This is a genomic window from Methylobacterium indicum (assembly GCF_001043895.1).
GTDB classification, from domain to species: Bacteria; Pseudomonadota; Alphaproteobacteria; order Rhizobiales; family Beijerinckiaceae; genus Methylobacterium; species Methylobacterium indicum.
The window spans coordinates 1-16664 of sequence record NZ_JTHF01000169.1 but is presented as its reverse complement, the minus strand read 5'-3'; the positions used below and the strand labels follow the sequence as shown (position 1 = coordinate 16664).

The 16664-nt window shown below is 69.2% G+C and carries 16 protein-coding genes and 1 pseudogene; 8 read left to right on the top strand and 9 right to left on the bottom strand.

Annotated features, from left to right (window positions below; all coding sequences use genetic code 11):
• From QR78_RS19895 to QR78_RS36140, 4 genes and pseudogenes are all read left to right on the top strand, one after another.
• Positions 1-1007: ligase-associated DNA damage response exonuclease (locus QR78_RS19895; RefSeq protein WP_082173787.1), on the top strand; the 1007-nt coding region annotated here is incomplete at its 5' end.
• Positions 1004-2698, top strand: coding sequence for a cisplatin damage response ATP-dependent DNA ligase (locus tag QR78_RS19890; protein ID WP_048429307.1), 1695 nt, complete (start codon positions 1004-1006; stop codon positions 2696-2698). The genes QR78_RS19895 and QR78_RS19890, both read left to right, overlap by 4 nt.
• Positions 2695-3147: a secondary thiamine-phosphate synthase enzyme YjbQ gene (locus QR78_RS19885; RefSeq protein ID WP_048429306.1), complete on the top strand. Its 453-nt coding sequence runs from the start codon at positions 2695-2697 to the stop codon at positions 3145-3147. Before QR78_RS19890 ends, QR78_RS19885 begins: the two co-directional genes overlap by 4 nt.
• Positions 3143-3754 (top strand): annotated as a pseudogene (locus QR78_RS36140) (hypothetical protein); the annotation flags it as partial. The gene QR78_RS19885 and the pseudogene QR78_RS36140, both read left to right, overlap by 5 nt.
• Positions 3755-3802: 48 nt before the next feature.
• On the opposite strand, the gene rpe reads toward QR78_RS36140, so the two are convergent.
• The 9 genes from rpe to QR78_RS19835 all read right to left on the bottom strand — a co-directional run bounded on the left by rpe (position 3803) and on the right by QR78_RS19835 (position 11372).
• A complete protein-coding gene (gene rpe / locus QR78_RS19875) occupies positions 3803-4486 on the bottom strand; it encodes a ribulose-phosphate 3-epimerase (protein WP_048429305.1) in 684 nt (227 codons plus the stop codon).
• Positions 4487-4584: 98 nt separating this feature from the next.
• Positions 4585-4863 (bottom strand): translation initiation factor IF-1, encoded by a 279-nt coding sequence (gene infA / locus QR78_RS19870; RefSeq protein ID WP_048429304.1) that lies wholly within the window; start codon positions 4861-4863, stop codon positions 4585-4587.
• Positions 4864-5117: 254 nt separating this feature from the next.
• Positions 5118-6245: a branched-chain amino acid ABC transporter substrate-binding protein gene (locus QR78_RS19865; RefSeq protein ID WP_048429303.1), complete on the bottom strand. Its 1128-nt coding sequence runs from the start codon at positions 6243-6245 to the stop codon at positions 5118-5120.
• Positions 6246-6403: 158 nt separating this feature from the next.
• Positions 6404-6757, bottom strand: a complete 354-nt coding sequence (locus QR78_RS19860; protein WP_048429302.1) for a DUF6867 family protein — start codon at positions 6755-6757, stop codon at positions 6404-6406.
• Positions 6757-7539 carry an ABC transporter ATP-binding protein gene (locus QR78_RS19855; RefSeq protein ID WP_048429301.1) on the bottom strand — a complete coding sequence of 261 codons (783 nt, stop codon included), beginning with the start codon at positions 7537-7539 and terminating at the stop codon, positions 6757-6759. The genes QR78_RS19860 and QR78_RS19855 overlap by 1 nt, the downstream gene beginning before the upstream one ends.
• Positions 7536-8150: a LysE family translocator gene (locus tag QR78_RS19850; RefSeq protein ID WP_048429309.1), complete on the bottom strand. Its 615-nt coding sequence runs from the start codon at positions 8148-8150 to the stop codon at positions 7536-7538. Before QR78_RS19850 ends, QR78_RS19855 begins: the two co-directional genes overlap by 4 nt.
• Positions 8151-8161: 11 nt before the next feature.
• A complete protein-coding gene (locus QR78_RS19845) occupies positions 8162-9037 on the bottom strand; it encodes an ABC transporter ATP-binding protein (protein ID WP_048429300.1) in 876 nt (291 codons plus the stop codon).
• Positions 9037-10452 carry a high-affinity branched-chain amino acid ABC transporter permease LivM gene (gene livM / locus QR78_RS19840; RefSeq protein ID WP_089504253.1) on the bottom strand — a complete coding sequence of 472 codons (1416 nt, stop codon included), beginning with the start codon at positions 10450-10452 and terminating at the stop codon, positions 9037-9039. Before livM ends, QR78_RS19845 begins: the two co-directional genes overlap by 1 nt.
• Positions 10452-11372 carry a branched-chain amino acid ABC transporter permease gene (locus QR78_RS19835; protein WP_048429299.1) on the bottom strand — a complete coding sequence of 307 codons (921 nt, stop codon included), beginning with the start codon at positions 11370-11372 and terminating at the stop codon, positions 10452-10454. Before QR78_RS19835 ends, livM begins: the two co-directional genes overlap by 1 nt.
• Before the next feature lie 247 nt (positions 11373-11619).
• Here QR78_RS19835 and QR78_RS19830 point away from each other — a divergent pair, with 247 nt between their 5' ends.
• From QR78_RS19830 to QR78_RS19815, 4 genes are all read left to right on the top strand, one after another.
• Positions 11620-12096 carry an SRPBCC family protein gene (locus QR78_RS19830; protein ID WP_048429298.1) on the top strand — a complete coding sequence of 159 codons (477 nt, stop codon included), beginning with the start codon at positions 11620-11622 and terminating at the stop codon, positions 12094-12096.
• Between the two features lie 257 nt (positions 12097-12353).
• Positions 12354-12848 carry a (2Fe-2S)-binding protein gene (locus QR78_RS19825; protein ID WP_048429297.1) on the top strand — a complete coding sequence of 165 codons (495 nt, stop codon included), beginning with the start codon at positions 12354-12356 and terminating at the stop codon, positions 12846-12848.
• A gap of 302 nt (positions 12849-13150) precedes the next feature.
• Complete coding sequence (locus QR78_RS19820; RefSeq protein ID WP_048429296.1) at positions 13151-15520, top strand: xanthine dehydrogenase family protein molybdopterin-binding subunit; 2370 nt, start codon at positions 13151-13153, stop codon at positions 15518-15520.
• Positions 15521-15540: 20 nt separating this feature from the next.
• A complete protein-coding gene (locus QR78_RS19815) occupies positions 15541-16341 on the top strand; it encodes an FAD binding domain-containing protein (protein ID WP_048429295.1) in 801 nt (266 codons plus the stop codon).
• Positions 16342-16664 lie beyond the last annotated feature (323 nt).

Genomic DNA, 16664 nt, shown 5'->3' with positions numbered 1-16664 from the left:
CCCGGGCCGGCCACGGCGCCGTGCTGGCGACGCCCGAGACCCTGCGCATCATGGCGGTGCGCTACGGCGAGGAGTTCTGCCGGACCCGCCAGGAGGCGCGGCTCGGCGAGGCGATCCGGATGAACGACGTCACGGTGCGCTTCCATCCGGCCGGCCACGTGCTGGGCTCGGCCCAGATCGCCATCGAGCAGGGCGGCTGCCGGATCGTCAATTCGGGCGACTACAAGCGGGCGCGGGACCCGACCTGCCTGCCCTTCGAAATCGTACCCTGCGACGTGTTCATCACCGAGGCGACCTTCGGCCTGCCGGTCTTCCGCCACCCGGAGGCCCGCGCCGAGGTGCGCCGCCTGCTCGATTCGGTCCGGCTGTTTCCCGAGCGCACCCACATCGTCGGCGCCTACGCGCTCGGCAAGGCGCAGCGGGTGATGGCGCTCCTGCGCGAGGAGGGCTTTTCGGATCCGATCTACCTGCACGGCGCCATGGAGAAGCTGACCGACCTCTACCGCCGCGAGGGGATTCGCGTCGGCGAGACGATCAAGGTCGTGGCGGCGGAGCGGCCGAAGCTCGGCGGCAAGATCGTGCTCTGCCCCCCCTCGGCGATCCAGGACCTGTGGTCGCGAAAGTTTCCCGATCCCGTCACCGCCTTCGCGTCGGGCTGGATGCAGGTCCGGGCCCGCGCCCGCCAGAAGGGCGTCGAGTTGCCGCTCATCGTCTCCGATCACTCGGACTGGGACGACCTCTGCCGCACCATCAAGGATACCGGGGCCGGGGAGGTCTGGGTCACCCACGGCCAGGAGGACGCCCTGGTCCATTGGTGCGAGACGCAAGGCATCCGGGCCAAGCCCCTGCACATGCTGGGCTACGGCGACGAGGGCGAGGCGGAGCCGGAGAGCAAGCCCGAAGAGAATAAGCCCGACGCGGGCAAGTCCGACGAGGGCAAATCCGACGACAGAAAGCCCGCGGGACGCCGAGCCCGGAAGACCAAGGCCGAGGAGAGCGCGGCGTGAACGACTTCGCCCACCTCCTCGACCGCCTGGCCTACGAGCCGCGGCGCAACGCCAAGCTGCGCCTGCTCCAGGACTTCTTCCGCCACACCCCCGACCCGGATCGCGGCTACGCGCTCGCGGCCATGACCGGCTCGCTCAGCTTCCGCGAAGCCAAGCCCGGCCTGATCCGCGGCCTCGTCGAGGCCCGGGTCGATCCGGTGCTGTTCCGGATGTCCTACAACTACGTCGGCGACCTCGCCGAGGCGACGGCCCTGATCTGGCCGAAGCGCGACGGCAGTCCCGGCCCCGGCCACAACAACCCGCCGGTCCCGACCCTCTCGGAAGTGGTGGAGAGCCTCGCCACCATCGGCAAGAGCGAGCTGCCGGCCCGGCTCGCCGCCTGGCTCGACGCCCTCGACGAGACCGGGCGCTGGGCCCTCCTCAAGCTCATCACCGGGGAATTGCGGGTCGGCGTCTCGGCGCGGCTCGCCAAGACCGCGGTGGCGAGCCTCGGCGGCCACGAGGCCGATGCGGTCGAGGAGGTCTGGCACGGTCTGCAGGCGCCGTACCCGGAACTCTTCGCCTGGGTCGAGGGAAGGTCCGGCCCGCCGGAATCGGTCAATCCGGCGCCGTTCCGCCCCGCCATGCTCTCGCACCCGATCGAGGAGGAGGCCGACCTCGACAAGCTCGACGTCGAGGCCTTCTCGGCCGAGTGGAAGTGGGACGGCATCCGGGTCCAGCTCGCCGGCGGGCGCGACGGCGAGGGACGCCAGGTCCAGAAGATCTATTCGCGCACCGGGGAGGACATCTCCGGCGCCTTTCCCGATCTCGCCGAGGCGATCACCTTCTCGGGCGCCCTCGACGGCGAACTCTTGATCCTGCGCGATACGCGGGTGCAGAGCTTCAACGTGCTGCAGCAGCGCCTCAACCGGAAGGCGGTGACGGGCAAGCTCCTGCAGGATTTCCCGGCCCATGTCCGCGCCTACGACCTCCTGGCCGAGAACGGCGAGGATCTGCGGCCGCTGCCCTTCAGCGAGCGCCGGGCGCGGCTCGAGCGCTTCGTCGGCGGGCTCGACCACGCGCGCATCGACCTCTCGCCCCTGGTGCCGTTCGCCGACTGGGCGGCGCTCGCCGCGGCCCGGGCCGATCCGGCCTCGGTCGGGGCGGGGCCGGACGCCGACGCGATCGAGGGCGTGATGCTCAAGCGCCTCGCCAGCCCCTACCAGCCCGGCCGGCCGAAGGGCCCGTGGTGGAAGTGGAAGCGCGAGCCCTACCGCGTCGATGCGGTGATGATGTACGCCCAGCGCGGCCACGGGAAGCGCTCGTCGTTCTACTCCGACTACACGTTCGGGGTCTGGCGCGAGGCGCCGGACGGGGCCGAGGAACTGGTGCCGGTCGGCAAGGCCTATCACGGCTTCACCGACGAGGAACTGGCCAAGCTCGACCGCTACGTCCGCAACCACACCACCAAGCGCTTCGGCCCGGTGCGGGAGGTGGAATACGGTATGGCCAAGGGGCTGGTGCTGGAGATCGCCTTCGAGGGGGTGCAGCGCTCGACCCGGCACAAATCCGGCGTCGCGATGCGGTTTCCCCGCGTCAGCCGCATCCGCTGGGACAAGCCGACCGCCGAGGCCGACCGGATCGAGGCCCTGGAGCGCATCCTCGCCCGCGGCGAGACAGAGATCCACCCCGGACGGAGACACGCCGAATGAGACGCGTCGAGATGCTGGGGAGCGGCCCGGTCACCCGCCAGGCGAGCGGCCGCCTCGTCGTCGAGACGAGGGGCCAGGGCTTCACCGAGATCACCTCCGAGGTGGCCGGTTTCGTGCGCGAGGCGGGATTGCGGCAGGGCCTGCTCACGGTGTTCTGCCGCCACACCTCGGCCTCGCTGACGATCCAGGAGAATGCCGACCCGGACGTACGCACCGACCTGATGAGCGCCCTCGACCGGCTGGCGCCCCGCGACGTGCCTTATGTCCACGGCATCGAGGGGCCGGACGACATGCCGGCCCATATCCGCACGCTCCTGACCGACGCCACGCTGTCGATTCCCGTGGTCGAGGGGCGGCTCGCCCTCGGCACCTGGCAGGGCGTCTACCTGATCGAGCACCGCGACCGGCCACATCGGCGCGAGATCGTGCTGCACCTCGCCGGCTCGTAGGCGGTCCGCGACCGTCCTGGGGCCGACACGTCGCTCGCGGGGTGGGGTGCCGATCGAGAGGATCGCTCGCACGACCGGCCACGGCCGCAAGCTCGGCCGCAACGTCGTGCGCGGCGTGACGGGTGACGTGTTCCGCCCCCGTCGGAGCAGCCTGGAGGTTCATCCGCCCTGGCTGGAAAGCGAGTGGAAGGCGGGCTGCCGGAACGGGGCGGAGTTGTGGCGGCGGCTTCGTGCGAGAGGGTTCACCGGCCGCCTGCGGGTGGTCGGGGAGTGGGCGGCGGCGTGCTGACCCTCGATGGCCGGATCGAGAGGGCGAGGGCCGGCCCGCTGGGATCCTTCGCGGCTGGGCTCGCGAAGGACAAAGCGCTGTCGCCGCTGCGTCGACGAAGCCGTGGTCGAACGGGCAGACCGAAGGCAGATCATCCGCTCGAAGCCGGTGAAACGGCCGATATTCGGCCGTGCCGATCTTGACCTGCTCGACGCTCGCCGGGTTGGCGCGGCTTGGACCGATCTGCACCGAGAGTGCGTCAGACCCCCACGCCAAACAGCGGGGGGCTTGTTCCGATGCCGTTCGACAGCGAGAGCACCGTCCCGATCCCTCCGGTAGTGCAGGGCGGCCGGTCGCGGGGCAGGGGTGCCTGACCGCGAGTGGATTCTACACCCACTGCCCCGAAGCCCGCTCTGCCGCCCGGCGGATCGCGGCGATGTTCGCGCCGTAGGCCTCGCGGCCGCCCTTGAAGGTGGCGGACCCCGCCACGAGGGCGTTCGCCCCCGCCTTGACCACCGCCGGCGCCGTCTCGGGCGTCACGCCGCCATCCACCTCGATGTCGATGTCGCGGCCGCCGACCATCGCGCGCACCCGCGAGACCGTCTCGCAGACCGAACCGATGAAGCTCTGGCCGCCGAAGCCCGGGTTGACGGTCATGCACAGCACGAGATCGACCATGTCGAGCACCGGTTCGACGAGGCTCGCCGGCGAGCCCGGATTGATCGCGACACCCGCCTTCTTGCCGAGCGCCCGGATGGTCTGGAGCGAGCGGTGCAGGTGGGGACCCGCCTCGGCATGGACCGTGATGATGTCGGCCCCGGCTTCCGCGAAGGCCGCGAGGTAGGGGTCGGCCGGCGCGATCATCAGGTGGACGTCGAAGACCGCGCTCGTGTGCGGGCGGAGCGCCTTCACCACGACCGGGCCGAAGGTGAGGTTGGGCACGAAATGCCCGTCCATCACGTCGATATGGACCCAGTCGGCCCCGGCCGCGACCACGTCGCGGACCTCCTCGCCGAGCCGGGCGAAGTCGGCCGACAGGATCGAGGGGGCGATCACCAGGGGACGGGTCATGGCGGGCCTCGCAGGGGTAGGACGACAGGGACGCAAACGCGCAAAAGGCCAGGGTTCGCACCCCAGCCCCGCGCAGACACAGGTCTATGGACGGACGATCAGCGCCGGCGGAACTGGCTGCCGCCGCGGAAGGGCGGGCGCGGGCCCGAGGAACGCTCGTCCTTGTGGCGGAACACCAGACGGCCCTTCTCGAGGTCGTAGGGCGACATCTCGACGGTGACGCGGTCGCCGGCCAGAGTCTTGATGCGGTTCTTCTTCATCTTGCCGGCCGTGTAGGCCACGATCTCGTGGCCCTGGTCGAGCTGCACGCGGTAACGCGCGTCCGGCAGGATCTCGAGCACGAGACCGTCGAACTGCATCAACTCTTCTTTCGCCATTCACACTCTCCACCCGGGTCGCCGTCGCGGTCGGCGCCGCCGGGAGCACATCTTCGGAATTCGATCGCGACGCGGCCGGCCGTACGGGGTGCTCGGCCGAGTTGCCGGGCGCGCTGATGGCCTTGTAACGCTCGATGTGCATGTAAGGTGAGGCGTTCGGACGCGCAAGCCGTGGACGTGACGAACGCACGGCTTCGTCAACGGAAAAAGGCCCGGCGCGCGAGCGCGCCGGGCCGGACCGGACAGACCGGCCGTTACTGGGTCTGCTCGTTGCCGGTATAGTCGATCCGGCCGTCGGCGCCCTTCTTCCACATGTACATGACATAGTCGGGACGGGTGATGTCGCCCTTCTTGTCGTACGAGATGTCGCCGATCACGGTCTTGAACGGCTTGCCCTCGTGCATGTAGGCCGCGACCTTCTTGCCGTCGGTCGACTTGGTGGCCTCCATGGCGTCCTTCAGGATCTGGACGGCGGCGTAGGAGTAGAGGGTGTAGGCCTCGGGATCGATATTCTTGGCCTTGAAGGCCGCGACCACGTCCTTCGCGTTCGGGTTCTTGCGGGCATCCGGCGAGAAGGTCATCAGCGTGCCGTCGGCGCCCGGGCCGGCGATCTGGGCGTATTCCTTGTCGGTGATGCCGTCACCGCTCATCAGCGGGGCGTTGAGGCCCTGGTCGCGCATCTGGCGCACGATCAGGCCGGCCTCGGTGTGCAGGCCGCCGTAATAGACCACGTCGGCCTTGGCCTGCTTCAGCTTCGAGACGAGGGCCGAATAGTCCTTCTCGCCCGGGTTGATGCCCTCGAACAGCACGTCCTTGCCGCCCTTGGCCTTCAGGGCCTTGAGGGTCTCGTCGGCAAGACCGCGGCCGTACGGGGTCTTGTCGTGCACGAAGGCGATGTTCTTGCCCTTGAACTTCTCGGCGAGCCAGGCGCCGGCGACCGCACCCTGCTGGTCGTCGCGGCCGCAGGTGCGGAAGGTGTTCCACAGCTTGCGGTCGGTGTATTTCGGGTTGGTCGAGGCCGGGGTGATCTCGACGATGCCGGATTCGGCGTAGACGTCGGAGGCCGGGATCGAGACGCCGGAGTTGAAGTGGCCGATCACGGCCTTCACGCCGTCGGCGGCGAACTTGTTGGCGACCGAGACGCCCTGCTTCGGGTCGGAGGCGTCGTCGCCGACGACCAGGACGATCTTCTGGCCGTTGATGCCGCCGGCCTTGTTGATGTCGGCGACGGCCTGCTCGGCGCCGTTCTTGAGCTGGGCGCCGAAGGCGGCGTTGGCGCCGGTGATCGGGCCGGCCACGCCGAGCTTGATCTGGGCCTGCGCCGATCCGGCCCAGGCGAGGCCGGCCGCGAGGGCGAAGCCGGCCAGTAGCGTGCGCTTCATCTCAGTACTCCTCTGGAACAACCAAGGTCGGGCTCGCGGGCCCTTTCGGCCGGGAGACCGGGGCGTGGGGACCCCGGATGGGTGGAACGGGACCATCGGTCCCGGATCGCTGGCGCGCCCCGTGGGGCCCAAGGCCCCCAAGGGGTAAAGGGGCTTTATCAGGCGCCGGCCTTCGCCCGCCAGGCGAAGGGGCCGTTGCGCTCGTAGAGCCAGCGATACTGCGTCGTCATCTGCCGGGCGCGGGTGGCGCGGAAGCCGGCCGAACCGATGATCAGGAGCACGATCGTGTCGACCACGTAGTAGTGCGGCGACAGGAACGAGCCTTCGAACAGGGCGTGGTGGATGAAGCGGACGGCGACGCCCAGCAGCAGCAGCGACAGGATCGCCTGCCAGAACGGCTTCCAGCCCAGCGCGATGCCGCGCCCGATCATCCAGGCCATCCAGCCGCCCATCACCACGGTGACGAGGAGGAAGAGCCAGATCGTGCTCTCCTCGTAGAGGATCCCCTGCATCAGTGCCGTCCCCCTTCGAGATAGGCGGCCTTCACCGACGGATCGTCGAGGAGCTGCTTGCCGGTGCCCGACATGGTGATGGTGCCGGTCACCATGACGTAGCCGCGATGCGCCAGCTTGAGGGCGTGGTAGGCGTTCTGTTCGACGAGGAACACCGTCATGCCGTCGCGCTCGTTCAGCTCCTTGATGGCGGAGAAGATCTGCTTGACGATGAGCGGGGCCAGCCCCAGCGACGGCTCGTCGAGGAGCAGGAGCCGCGGCCGGCTCATCAGGGCGCGGGCGATGGCGAGCATCTGCTGCTCGCCGCCCGACATGGTGCCGCCGCGCTGGTAGAGGCGCTCCTTGAGGCGCGGGAACATCGCGCAGACCCGCTCCAGGTCCTGCTCGAAATGGGCGCCGCCGTTGACCGAGGCTCCCATCTGCAGGTTCTCGTAGACGGTCATCCGCGGGAAGATCCGCCGCCCCTCCGGCGATTGCGCCAGGTTGAGCCGGGCGATCTCGTGGGTCGGCATCCGGGTGATGTCCCGGCCCGCATAGGTGATCGTGCCCTCGCGCGCCCGGGGGGAGCCGAAGATCGTCATCATCAGGGTCGACTTGCCGGCGCCGTTGGCGCCGATCAGCGTGACGATCTCGCCCTCGTTGACGTCGAGATCGACCCCCTTGAGGGCGATGATGTTGCCGTAATAGGTCTTGACCCCGCGCACCGTGAGCAGGGGCGCCCGGGTCCCGACTTGCCGGGCGCGGGTCTCGTCGACCAGGACGTTGATACCGGCGACGCTCATGGCGTGCTCCGGGCGGCGGCGAAGCCGGCGCCGATGAGGAGGCTGCCGCCGACCCGGTTCATCACCCGCACCCGGGCCGGGCTGGCGAAGAACCCGCGGGCCCGCGAGGCGGCCACGGCGTAGGTCAGCGCGTTCAGGAAGGCGAGGACGACGAAGGTCGCCTCGAACACCACCATCTGGGTCAAGAGATCCCCTCGCGGATCGAGGAATTGCGGCAGGAACGCCACGAAGAAGGTCAGGCTCTTCGGGTTGAGCGTGGTGACGAGCCAGGAATGCGCGACCATCCGCAGGGCCGGCGCACCGGAGCGCGGCGGTGCCTGGAGCTGCGTGCCGGCCCGCCACAGCTTGATCCCGAGCCAGACCAGATAGGCGGCGCCGCACCATTTCAGCGCCGTGAACAGGGTGGCCGAGGTGGCGAGCAGCGCGCCGAGCCCGGCGAGCGACAGGGTCATGGCGGTGAGGTCGCCGAGCGCGACGCCGATCGCCGCCGGGAGCGCCGCGCGCAGGCCGCTGCCGATAGCGTAGGACACGACGAGCAGGATCGTCGGGCCGGGGATCACCAGCAGGACCGCCGAGGACGCCGTAAAGGCGAGCCACGTGGTCAAGGACATACCCGTGAGCGTCATACGCCGACCTCCGCCTCGACCTGCTCGACCTCGTCGTCCTCGACGCCGAGATAGGCGGCGATGACGCTCTGGTCGCTCTGGATCTCCGTCGGCGTGCCGTCGGCGATCTTGGTGCCGTAATCGAGCACCACGACGTGGTCGGAGATCTCCATCACCACCGACATGTCGTGCTCGATGAGGAGCACCGAGGTGTCGTGGTCGTCGCGGATCGCCCGCAGGAGATCGTTGAGGAGCAGCGATTCCCGCGGGTTGAGGCCGGCCGCCGGCTCGTCGAGGCAGAGCAGGACCGGATCGGTGCACATCGCGCGGGCGATCTCGAGCCGGCGCTGGTCGCCGTAGGGCAGGGCGCCCGCCGGATCGTCGGCCCGGTCCATCAGGTGGATGCGCGTCAGCCAGTCCTTGGCCCGCTCCACCGCCGCCTTCTCGGCCCGGCGGTAGGACGGCAGGCCGAGCAGGCCGCCGATGGTGAAGCCCGACGAGACCATCAGCGGGTTGTGCTGGGCGACCAGCAGGTTCTCCAGCACCGTCATGCCGGTGAACAGGCGGATGTTCTGGAACGTGCGGGCGACCCGCGCGGTGCGGTTCACCGCGTAGCCCGGCAGCTGCTCCAGGAGGTAATCCGACCCGTCGCGGTGGCGCAGGGTCATCATGCCTTCCGTCGGCTTGTAGAAGCCGGTGATGCAGTTGAAGACCGTGGTCTTGCCGGCGCCGTTCGGGCCGATCAGCGCCGTGATGTCGCCGCGGCCGACCCGGAACGACAGGTCGTTGACGGCGACGAGGCCGCCGAACCGCATGGTGACGTGATCGACCGTCAGGACCGGGTCGGCCATCCGGGGGGAGGCGAGGGGAGGCGAGGAGACGGGGGCGGTCATCAGCCGTGGCCCTCCTTCACGAGGGATCCCGAGATGCGCTTGCGTTCCTTGAGCACGATCGAGGGGGCGCGCTCGGAGATCAGGCCGCGGGGGCGCCAGATCATCATCACCACCATGGCGAGGCCGAACAGGAGCAGGCGGTACTCGCTCGGATCGAATCCGTCGCCGAACACCGCCTTGAGGAAGCCGAGGTTGCGCAGGAGCTCGGGGCCGCCGACCATCGCCACCGCGGCGATCGCCACGCCGATCTGCGAGCCCATGCCGCCGAGCACCACGATCGCCAGGATGATCGCGCTCTCGAGGAAGTTGAAGCTCTCCGGGCTGACGAAGCCCTGGCGCACGGCGAAGAACGAGCCGGCGAAGCCGCCGAACATGGCGCCCAGGGCGAAGGCCGTGAGCTTGGTGTTGGTGGTGTTGATGCCGAGCGAGCGGCAGGCGATCTCGTCCTCGCGCAGGGCCTCCCAGGCGCGGCCGATCGGCAGGCGGCGAAGCCGCAGCGTGACGCCGTTGGTGATCAGCGCGAGCACCAGGATGAGGTAGTAGAGGAAGATCACCCGGTGCATCGGGCTGAAATCGAGCCCGAGCTTCGCCGCGAATCCGTCCTCGTCCGCCGTGAACGGGATGCCGAAGAAGGTGGCGCGCGGGATCGACGAGATGCCGGCGGCCCCGCCCGAGAAGTCGGTCCAGTTGATGAGGACGAGGCGGATGATCTCGCCGAAGGCCAGCGTCACGATGGCGAGGTAGTCGCCGCGCAGGCGCAGCACGGGGAAGCCCAGCACCATGCCCCACAGGCCCGCGAACAGGCCGGCGAGCGGCAGGCAGACCCAGAACGACAGGCCGAACACCGTGGAGAGCAGCGCGTAGGAATAGGCGCCGACGGCGTAGAAGGCGACGTAGCCGAGATCGAGAAGCCCTGCGAGCCCGACCACGATGTTGAGGCCCCAGCCCAGCATCACGTAGGTGAGGATCAGGATGCCGAGGTCGATCCAGTAGCGGGATTCGCCCAGCCCCCCGGTGCCCAGCACCGCCAGCAGCGGGAAGGCCAGCGTCACGCCGAGGAAGGCGGGCAGCGCGTAGGAGGAGAGCTTCTGCGAGGCGTTCGGCTCGGCATGGACCGCCTCCGTCGCCTGGGTCGGCGACGGGGTGAGCGCCCGGCGGGCGTCGCGGTTGGCGAGGATCAGCCGCTGGCCCAGGCGCCCGACGAAGACGAGCCCGCACAGGAGCGCCACCAGGCCCCAGCGCGGCACGAGGTCGAGGGCCGCGGTCTGGCTGAGATCGGTCCGGTAGGCGATGATCGGCACGCAGAGGCCGAAGGTGACGAGCGCGAACAGCGCCGCGTCCTTGACGATCGCCGCCATGTCGGCGGCGCGGTCGGCGGCGGGATGGGCCGCGAGGGTGTTGGCCGGGTTCGCCATCAGACCTTCTCGACCTCGGGCCGGCCGAGGATGCCGGACGGCATGAAGATGAGCACGATCGCGAGGATCGAGAACGCCGCGACGTCCTTGTACTCGATGGAGAAATACGCCGACCAGAAGGTCTCGATGAGGCCGATGAGGAGGCCGCCCAGCACCGCTCCGGGCAGGCTGCCGATGCCGCCGAGCACCGCGGCCGTGAAGGCCTTCACGCCGGGCGTGAACCCGTCCGAGAACGACACGACGCCGTAATAGAGGAGGTACATCGTGCCGGCGACCGCCGCGAGGGCCGCGCCGAGCACGAAGGTGAGCGAGATGGTGCGGTCGACGTCGATGCCGAGCAGCGCCGCCATCTTGCGGTCCTGCTCGCAGGCGCGCTGCGCCCGGCCGAGCGGGGTCTTCTGCACCAGGTACCAGAACCCGGCGAGCAGCACGACGGTCGTCAGCATGATGATGATCTGCTTGTAGGACAGGGCGACGGCGTAGCCGTTCTCCCCGGTCCACAGGGTGATCACGTCGCGCATCATCGGCGGGGTCGGCTTGTTGCGGGCGCCCTGCACGACCTGGACGAAGTTCGACAGGAAGATCGAGACGCCGATCGCCGAGATCAGCGGGGCGAGGCGGAAGGAGCCGCGCAGGGGCCGGTAGGCGATCCGCTCGATCGACCAGCCCCACAGGGCGGTGAGCGCCATCGCGACGATCAGCACGATCAGCAGCGCCAGCGCGATCGACGAGATGCCGAGCCAGGTCGTGACGATCAGGAAGGTGATCAGCGCGATGAAGGCCGAGAGCATGAACACGTCGCCGTGGGCGAAGTTGATCATGCCGATGATACCGAACACCATCGTGTAGCCGATGGCGATGAGGCCGTAGATCGACCCCAGCGTCAGCCCATTGATGAGCTGCTGCGCGAAGACCTCCATGCGGTCACGTTCTCCACTGTCGGGCTGCTTTGTCAGCCCGGGCCTCCCTGGCCGCGCCCCGGTCATCCGGGTGTCACGACCGTCCCTTGCGGCGAGGCTTAGCAAGCACCGCACCACACGACAATCGGCGAATGCGGGGTCGCCGTGCGAAAGACCGGGTGGCCCACATGCTACGGCTCCGCTACCCTTACGGCGGCGCCGGTTCGAGCGGCCGGCAAAAGAGACGATCGGGGAGGGGAACGCCGCCATGGCGATGACGATGACCGGTGAGGTCGTGCTGCCGGCCGACCAGCAGACCGTCTGGGAGAAGCTGAACGACCCCGAGGTGCTCAAGCGCTGCATCCCGGGCTGCGATACCCTCGAGAAGGTCGGCGACAACGAGCTGCAGGCCTCCGCCAAGATCGCGGTCGGCCCGGTGAAGGCGACCTTCAAGGGCAAGGTGACGCTCACCGACATCGACCCGCCGAACGGCTACCGCATCACCGGCGAGGGCCAGGGCGGCGTCGCGGGCTTCGCCAAGGGCGGGGCCGTGGTGCGGCTGGAGCCGGCCGAGGGCGGCCAGACCAAGATGACCTACGACGTCGAGGCCAGCGTCGGCGGCAAGCTCGCCCAGCTCGGCGGCCGCCTGATCAACGGCGTGGCGAAGAAATACGCCGACAACTTCTTCGACACGTTCGCCAAGGAGGTTCAGGGCGGCACCGCGGGCGAGACCCCGGCGGCCTGAGGCCGAACTTCGATCGCCCGCGATCAACTTGTTGCGAGGCGATCGGGCAGAATGACCCGAATCGGCCGGAAACGGCCGGTTTGCGCGCCAAAAAGCCGGCGCGCCCCGCCTTGACCGGCGCTTCCGGGCGGTCGACACTCGAATTCGAGCGATTCCAGAGAGGCACGGCCGACCCGGCCACCACGCGCGACAGGGTCCGTCACAAGGACCCGCGGGTTTCCGGCCAAGTGTCCTGGTCCAGGAGGAGGACGTCACCCATGAGCGCTGTCAGCCTGACGGTGAACGGCAAGGCCGTGACCGCCGACATCGATCCGCGCACGCTGCTGGTGCAGTACCTGCGCGAGACCCTGCGCCTCACCGGTACCCATGTCGGCTGCGACACCAGCCAGTGCGGCGCCTGCGTGGTTCATCTCGACGGCGAGGCGATTAAGGCCTGCACCGTGCTGGCGGTGCAGTGCGACGGCCGCTCCGTCACCACCATCGAGGGCCTGGCCTCCGGCGGCGAGCTGCACCCGATGCAGGCGGCCTTCCGCGAGCATCACGGCCTCCAGTGCGGCTACTGCACCCCCGGCATGATCATGACCGCCGTGGACCTGGTGCGCCGCAAGGGCCATGCCCTCGACGAGCAGACGATCCGGCACGAGCTGGAAGGCAACATCTGCCGCTGCACCGGCTACCACAATATCGTGAAGGCGATCGCCTCGGGTGCCGAGAACATGGCGGGCGAGCCGCAGAAGGTCGCGGCGGAGTAGCGCCGCTTTGAACCCTCCCCCCTCTGCGGGGGAGGGTGCCCCACGAAGTGGGGCGGGAGAGGGGACGCCGCTTCCGGAGATGTCGCGCGCTTGATGAAGGCAGCCACCTGAATCAGCGTTGCGCTGCCCCTCTCCCGGCTCGCTTACGCTCGCCACCCTCCCCTGCAGAGGGGGGAGGGTTGAAGGCCTGCGCTCTACTAAAAGACCGTCCGCGCCATCCGGACCCATAACAAGACGCCGTCAAGAACGAGGCCGGCCCCTCGGCGCCGGCCCACGAGGCCAGATCCGGGAGACTCAACGCCATGACCGCCACGGGTATCGGCGCCTCGGTGCGCCGCAAGGAAGACCAGCGCTTCATCACCGGCAAGGGCCGCTACGTCGACGACTACAATCGTCCGGGCCAGGCCTATGCCTACTTCCTGCGCTCCCCCCACGCCCACGCCACCATCCGGGGCATCGACACGGCCGCCGCAGCAGGGATGCCGGGCGTCGTCGGCATCCTGACCGGCGAGGACCTGGCGGCCGACAAGGTCGGCGGCCTCATCTGCGGCTGGATGATCCATTCCAAGGACGGCACGCCGATGAAGGCCGGGGCGCACCCGGCGCTGGCCCAGGGCAAGGTGCGCTATGTCGGCGACCACGTCGCGGTGGTGATCGCCGAGACGCTGGCCCAGGCCAAGGACGCCGCCGAGGCGATCGACGTCGATTACGACGTGCTGCCCGCGGTGGTCGAGACCGCCAAGGCCGCGGGCGCCGGCACGGTCGTCCACGACGTCGCCCCCGACAACACCGTGTTCAACTGGCATCTCGGCAACCAATCCGACGTCGAGGCGGCCTTCGCCCGCGCGGCGCACGTCACCAAGCTCGACATCGTCAACAACCGCCTGGTGCCGAACCCGATCGAGCCCCGCGCCGCCGTCGGCGAGTACGACGAGGCGGAGGAAGCCTTCACCCTCTACACCACGAGCCAGAACCCGCACGTCGCCCGCCTCGTCCTCTCGGCCTTCATCGGCATCGCGCCGGAGAACAAGCTCCGGGTGGTGGCCCCGGATGTCGGCGGCGGCTTCGGTTCCAAGATCTTCATCTATGCCGAGGAAACGGTCTGCGTCTGGGCGGCGAAGAAGGTCGGCCGGCCGGTGAAGTGGACCAGCGACCGCACCGAGGCGTTCCTGTGCGACGCCCATGGCCGCGACCACGTCACCCATGCCGAACTGGCGATGGACGAGGGCGGCAAGATTCTGGCGCTGAAGGTCCACACCATCGCCAATCTCGGCGCCTATCTCTCGACCTTCTCGTCGTCGGTGCCGACCTACCTCTACGCGCCGCTCCTGTCGGGCCAGTACAACATCCCGGCGATCTATTGCGAGGTGGATGGCGTCTACACCAACACCGCGCCGGTCGATGCCTATCGGGGCGCCGGGCGGCCGGAAGCGACCTTCGTCATCGAGCGGCTGGTCGAGGTCGCGGCGCGCGAGTTGAACCAGGACCCGGCGAAGTTCCGGCGCAAGAACTACGTCAAGAGCTTCCCGCACCAGACGCCCGTCATCATGATGTACGATGGCGGCGACTATTCCGCCTCCCTCGACAAGGCGCTCGAGATCGCCGACCACAAGGGCTTCGCGCGGCGGCGGCGCGAGAGCGCCCGCAACGGCAAGCTTCGTGGGCTGGGCTTCTCGTCCTACATCGAGGCCTGCGGCATCGCCCCGTCGCAGGCGGTGGGGTCGCTGGGCGCCGGCGTGGGCCTGTGGGAATCGGCCGAGGTGCGGGTGAACCCGACCGGATCGATCGAGGTGCTGACCGGCTCACACAGCCACGGGCAAGGGCACGAGACCACCTTCGCCCAGCTCGTCTCCGACCGGCTCGGCGTGCCGATCGAGAGCGTCACCATCGTCCATGGCGACACCGACAAGGTGCAGTTCGGCATGGGCACCTACGGCTCGCGCTCCGGCGCGGTCGGCATGTCGGCCATCGCCAAGGCGATCGACAAGGTGGTGGCCAAGGGCCGCAAGGTGGCGGCCTATGCGCTGGAGGCCGGCGAGGACGACATCGAGTTCAAGGACGGCCGCTTCTCGGTCGCCGGCACCGACAAGTCCCTCGCTTTCGGCGAGGTGGCGCTGCAAGCCTACGTCGCCCACAAGTTCAGCGGCGCGCAGCTCGAACCGGGGCTGAAGGAGGGGGCGTTCTACGATCCCACCAACTTCACCTTCCCGGCCGGGATGCATATCTGCGAACTCGAGGTCGATCCCGATACCGGTGTTGTCACCATCGAGAAGTTCACGGCGGTCGACGATTTCGGCAACGTCATCAACCCGATGATCGTCGAGGGCCAGGTCCATGGCGGCATCGCGCAGGGCGTCGGCCAGGCCCTGTTCGAGGGCGCTCTCTACGATTCGGACGGCCAGCTCGTCACCGCGAGCTTCATGGATTACCGGATGCCGCGGGCGGCCGACCTGCCCTCGTTCGAGGTCGGCATGACGGTGACGCCGTGCCCGTCGAACCCCCTCGGCATCAAGGGCTGCGGCGAGGCCGGCGCCATCGCGGCGCCTGCCGCCGTGATGAACGCCCTCACCGACGCCCTCGGCCACGAGAACATCGCGATGCCGGCGACCCCGCTGGCGGTGTGGCGGGCGGCGCAAGCCAGCCCGCACCTGCGCCCGGAAGCCGCGGAATAAGTCGAAGTCTGGAGAGCCCCATGTACGCTTTCGCCTATCACCAGCCGACCAGCCTCAAGGAGGCCGTGAGCCTGCTCGGCGGCGAGGATGCCAAGCTCGTCGCCGGCGGCCACACCCTGATCCCGACGATGAAGCAGCGGCTGGCCGCCCCCGGCACGCTGATCGACCTCGGCAAGGTGCCGGACCTCGTCGGCATCGAGCGCAGCCCGCGCTCGATCACCATCGGTGCCATGACCACCCATGGCGCCGTCGCCGATTCGGCCGACGTGAAGGAGGCGATTCCCGCACTCGCCGAACTCGCCGCGCTCATCGGCGATCCGGCGGTGCGCCACCGCGGCACGATCGGCGGCTCGGTCGCCAACAACGATCCGGCGGCGGATTATCCGGCGGCCTGCTTGGCGCTCGGCGCCACGATCAGCACCAACAAGCGCAAGCTCACGGCGGAGGAGTACTTCACCGGCCTGTTCGAGACCGCTCTGGAGGAGGGTGAGATCGTCACCGGCGTCTCGTTCCCGATCCCCCACAAGGCGGCCTACGAGAAATTCCGCAACCCGGCCTCGCGCTACGCCCTCGTCGGCGTGTTCGTCGCCAAGCGCCCGAGCGACATCCGCGTCACGGTGACGGGAGCGGGCTCGAACGGCGTCTTCCGCTGGACCGAGGCCGAGGAAGCTCTTGCCAAGCGCTTCGCCGCGAAGTCGCTCGAAGGGATGTCGCCCTCGGCGAGCGGCCTCAACAGCGACATCCATGCCGATGCCGATTACCGGGCCCACCTGATCGGCGTGATGGCGCGGCGCGCGGTGCAGAAGGCGGCGGATCGGTAAGGCGCACCGCTGGCCTTTAACCCACCCTCCCGCTCCGCGGCAGGACTGTACGAAGAATGGAGAAGGCGCGGGTTTCCCCTCTCCCCGCGGGCGGGGAGAGGGCTGATCCCCTGTCCAGGGGGATCAGCAAGCCCGCAGGGCGAGGGTGAGGGGGTATTTCCGGAGGAGCCTCACTCGTCGATACCCCCTCACCCTCGCTCCGGCTGCGCCTCCGCTTGCCGACTACACGACAAGGTGTAGTCGGCCCTCTCCCCGCCCGCGGGGAGAGGGGGAGACCCGCGCCACGACTTTCCCCGGAAAGCCCTGCCGCAGAGGGGGGAGGG

Bases quoted from the DNA above. Each gene is read 5' to 3' on its own strand.
- QR78_RS19885 (WP_048429306.1), top strand. From the start codon at position 2,695: ATGAGACGCGTCGAGATGCTGGGGAGCGGCCCGGTCACCCGCCAGGCG.
- rpe (WP_048429305.1), bottom strand. From the start codon at position 4,486: ATGACCCGTCCCCTGGTGATCGCCCCCTCGATCCTGTCGGCCGACTTC.
- infA (WP_048429304.1), bottom strand. From the start codon at position 4,863: ATGGCGAAAGAAGAGTTGATGCAGTTCGACGGTCTCGTGCTCGAGATC.
- QR78_RS19865 (WP_048429303.1), bottom strand. From the start codon at position 6,245: ATGAAGCGCACGCTACTGGCCGGCTTCGCCCTCGCGGCCGGCCTCGCC.
- QR78_RS19860 (WP_048429302.1), bottom strand. From the start codon at position 6,757: ATGCAGGGGATCCTCTACGAGGAGAGCACGATCTGGCTCTTCCTCCTC.
- QR78_RS19855 (WP_048429301.1), bottom strand. From the start codon at position 7,539: ATGAGCGTCGCCGGTATCAACGTCCTGGTCGACGAGACCCGCGCCCGG.
- QR78_RS19850 (WP_048429309.1), bottom strand. From the start codon at position 8,150: ATGTCCTTGACCACGTGGCTCGCCTTTACGGCGTCCTCGGCGGTCCTG.
- QR78_RS19845 (WP_048429300.1), bottom strand. From the start codon at position 9,037: ATGACCGCCCCCGTCTCCTCGCCTCCCCTCGCCTCCCCCCGGATGGCC.
- livM (WP_089504253.1), bottom strand. From the start codon at position 10,452: ATGGCGAACCCGGCCAACACCCTCGCGGCCCATCCCGCCGCCGACCGC.
- QR78_RS19835 (WP_048429299.1), bottom strand. From the start codon at position 11,372: ATGGAGGTCTTCGCGCAGCAGCTCATCAATGGGCTGACGCTGGGGTCG.
- QR78_RS19830 (WP_048429298.1), top strand. From the start codon at position 11,620: ATGGCGATGACGATGACCGGTGAGGTCGTGCTGCCGGCCGACCAGCAG.
- QR78_RS19825 (WP_048429297.1), top strand. From the start codon at position 12,354: ATGAGCGCTGTCAGCCTGACGGTGAACGGCAAGGCCGTGACCGCCGAC.
- QR78_RS19820 (WP_048429296.1), top strand. From the start codon at position 13,151: ATGACCGCCACGGGTATCGGCGCCTCGGTGCGCCGCAAGGAAGACCAG.
- QR78_RS19815 (WP_048429295.1), top strand. From the start codon at position 15,541: ATGTACGCTTTCGCCTATCACCAGCCGACCAGCCTCAAGGAGGCCGTG.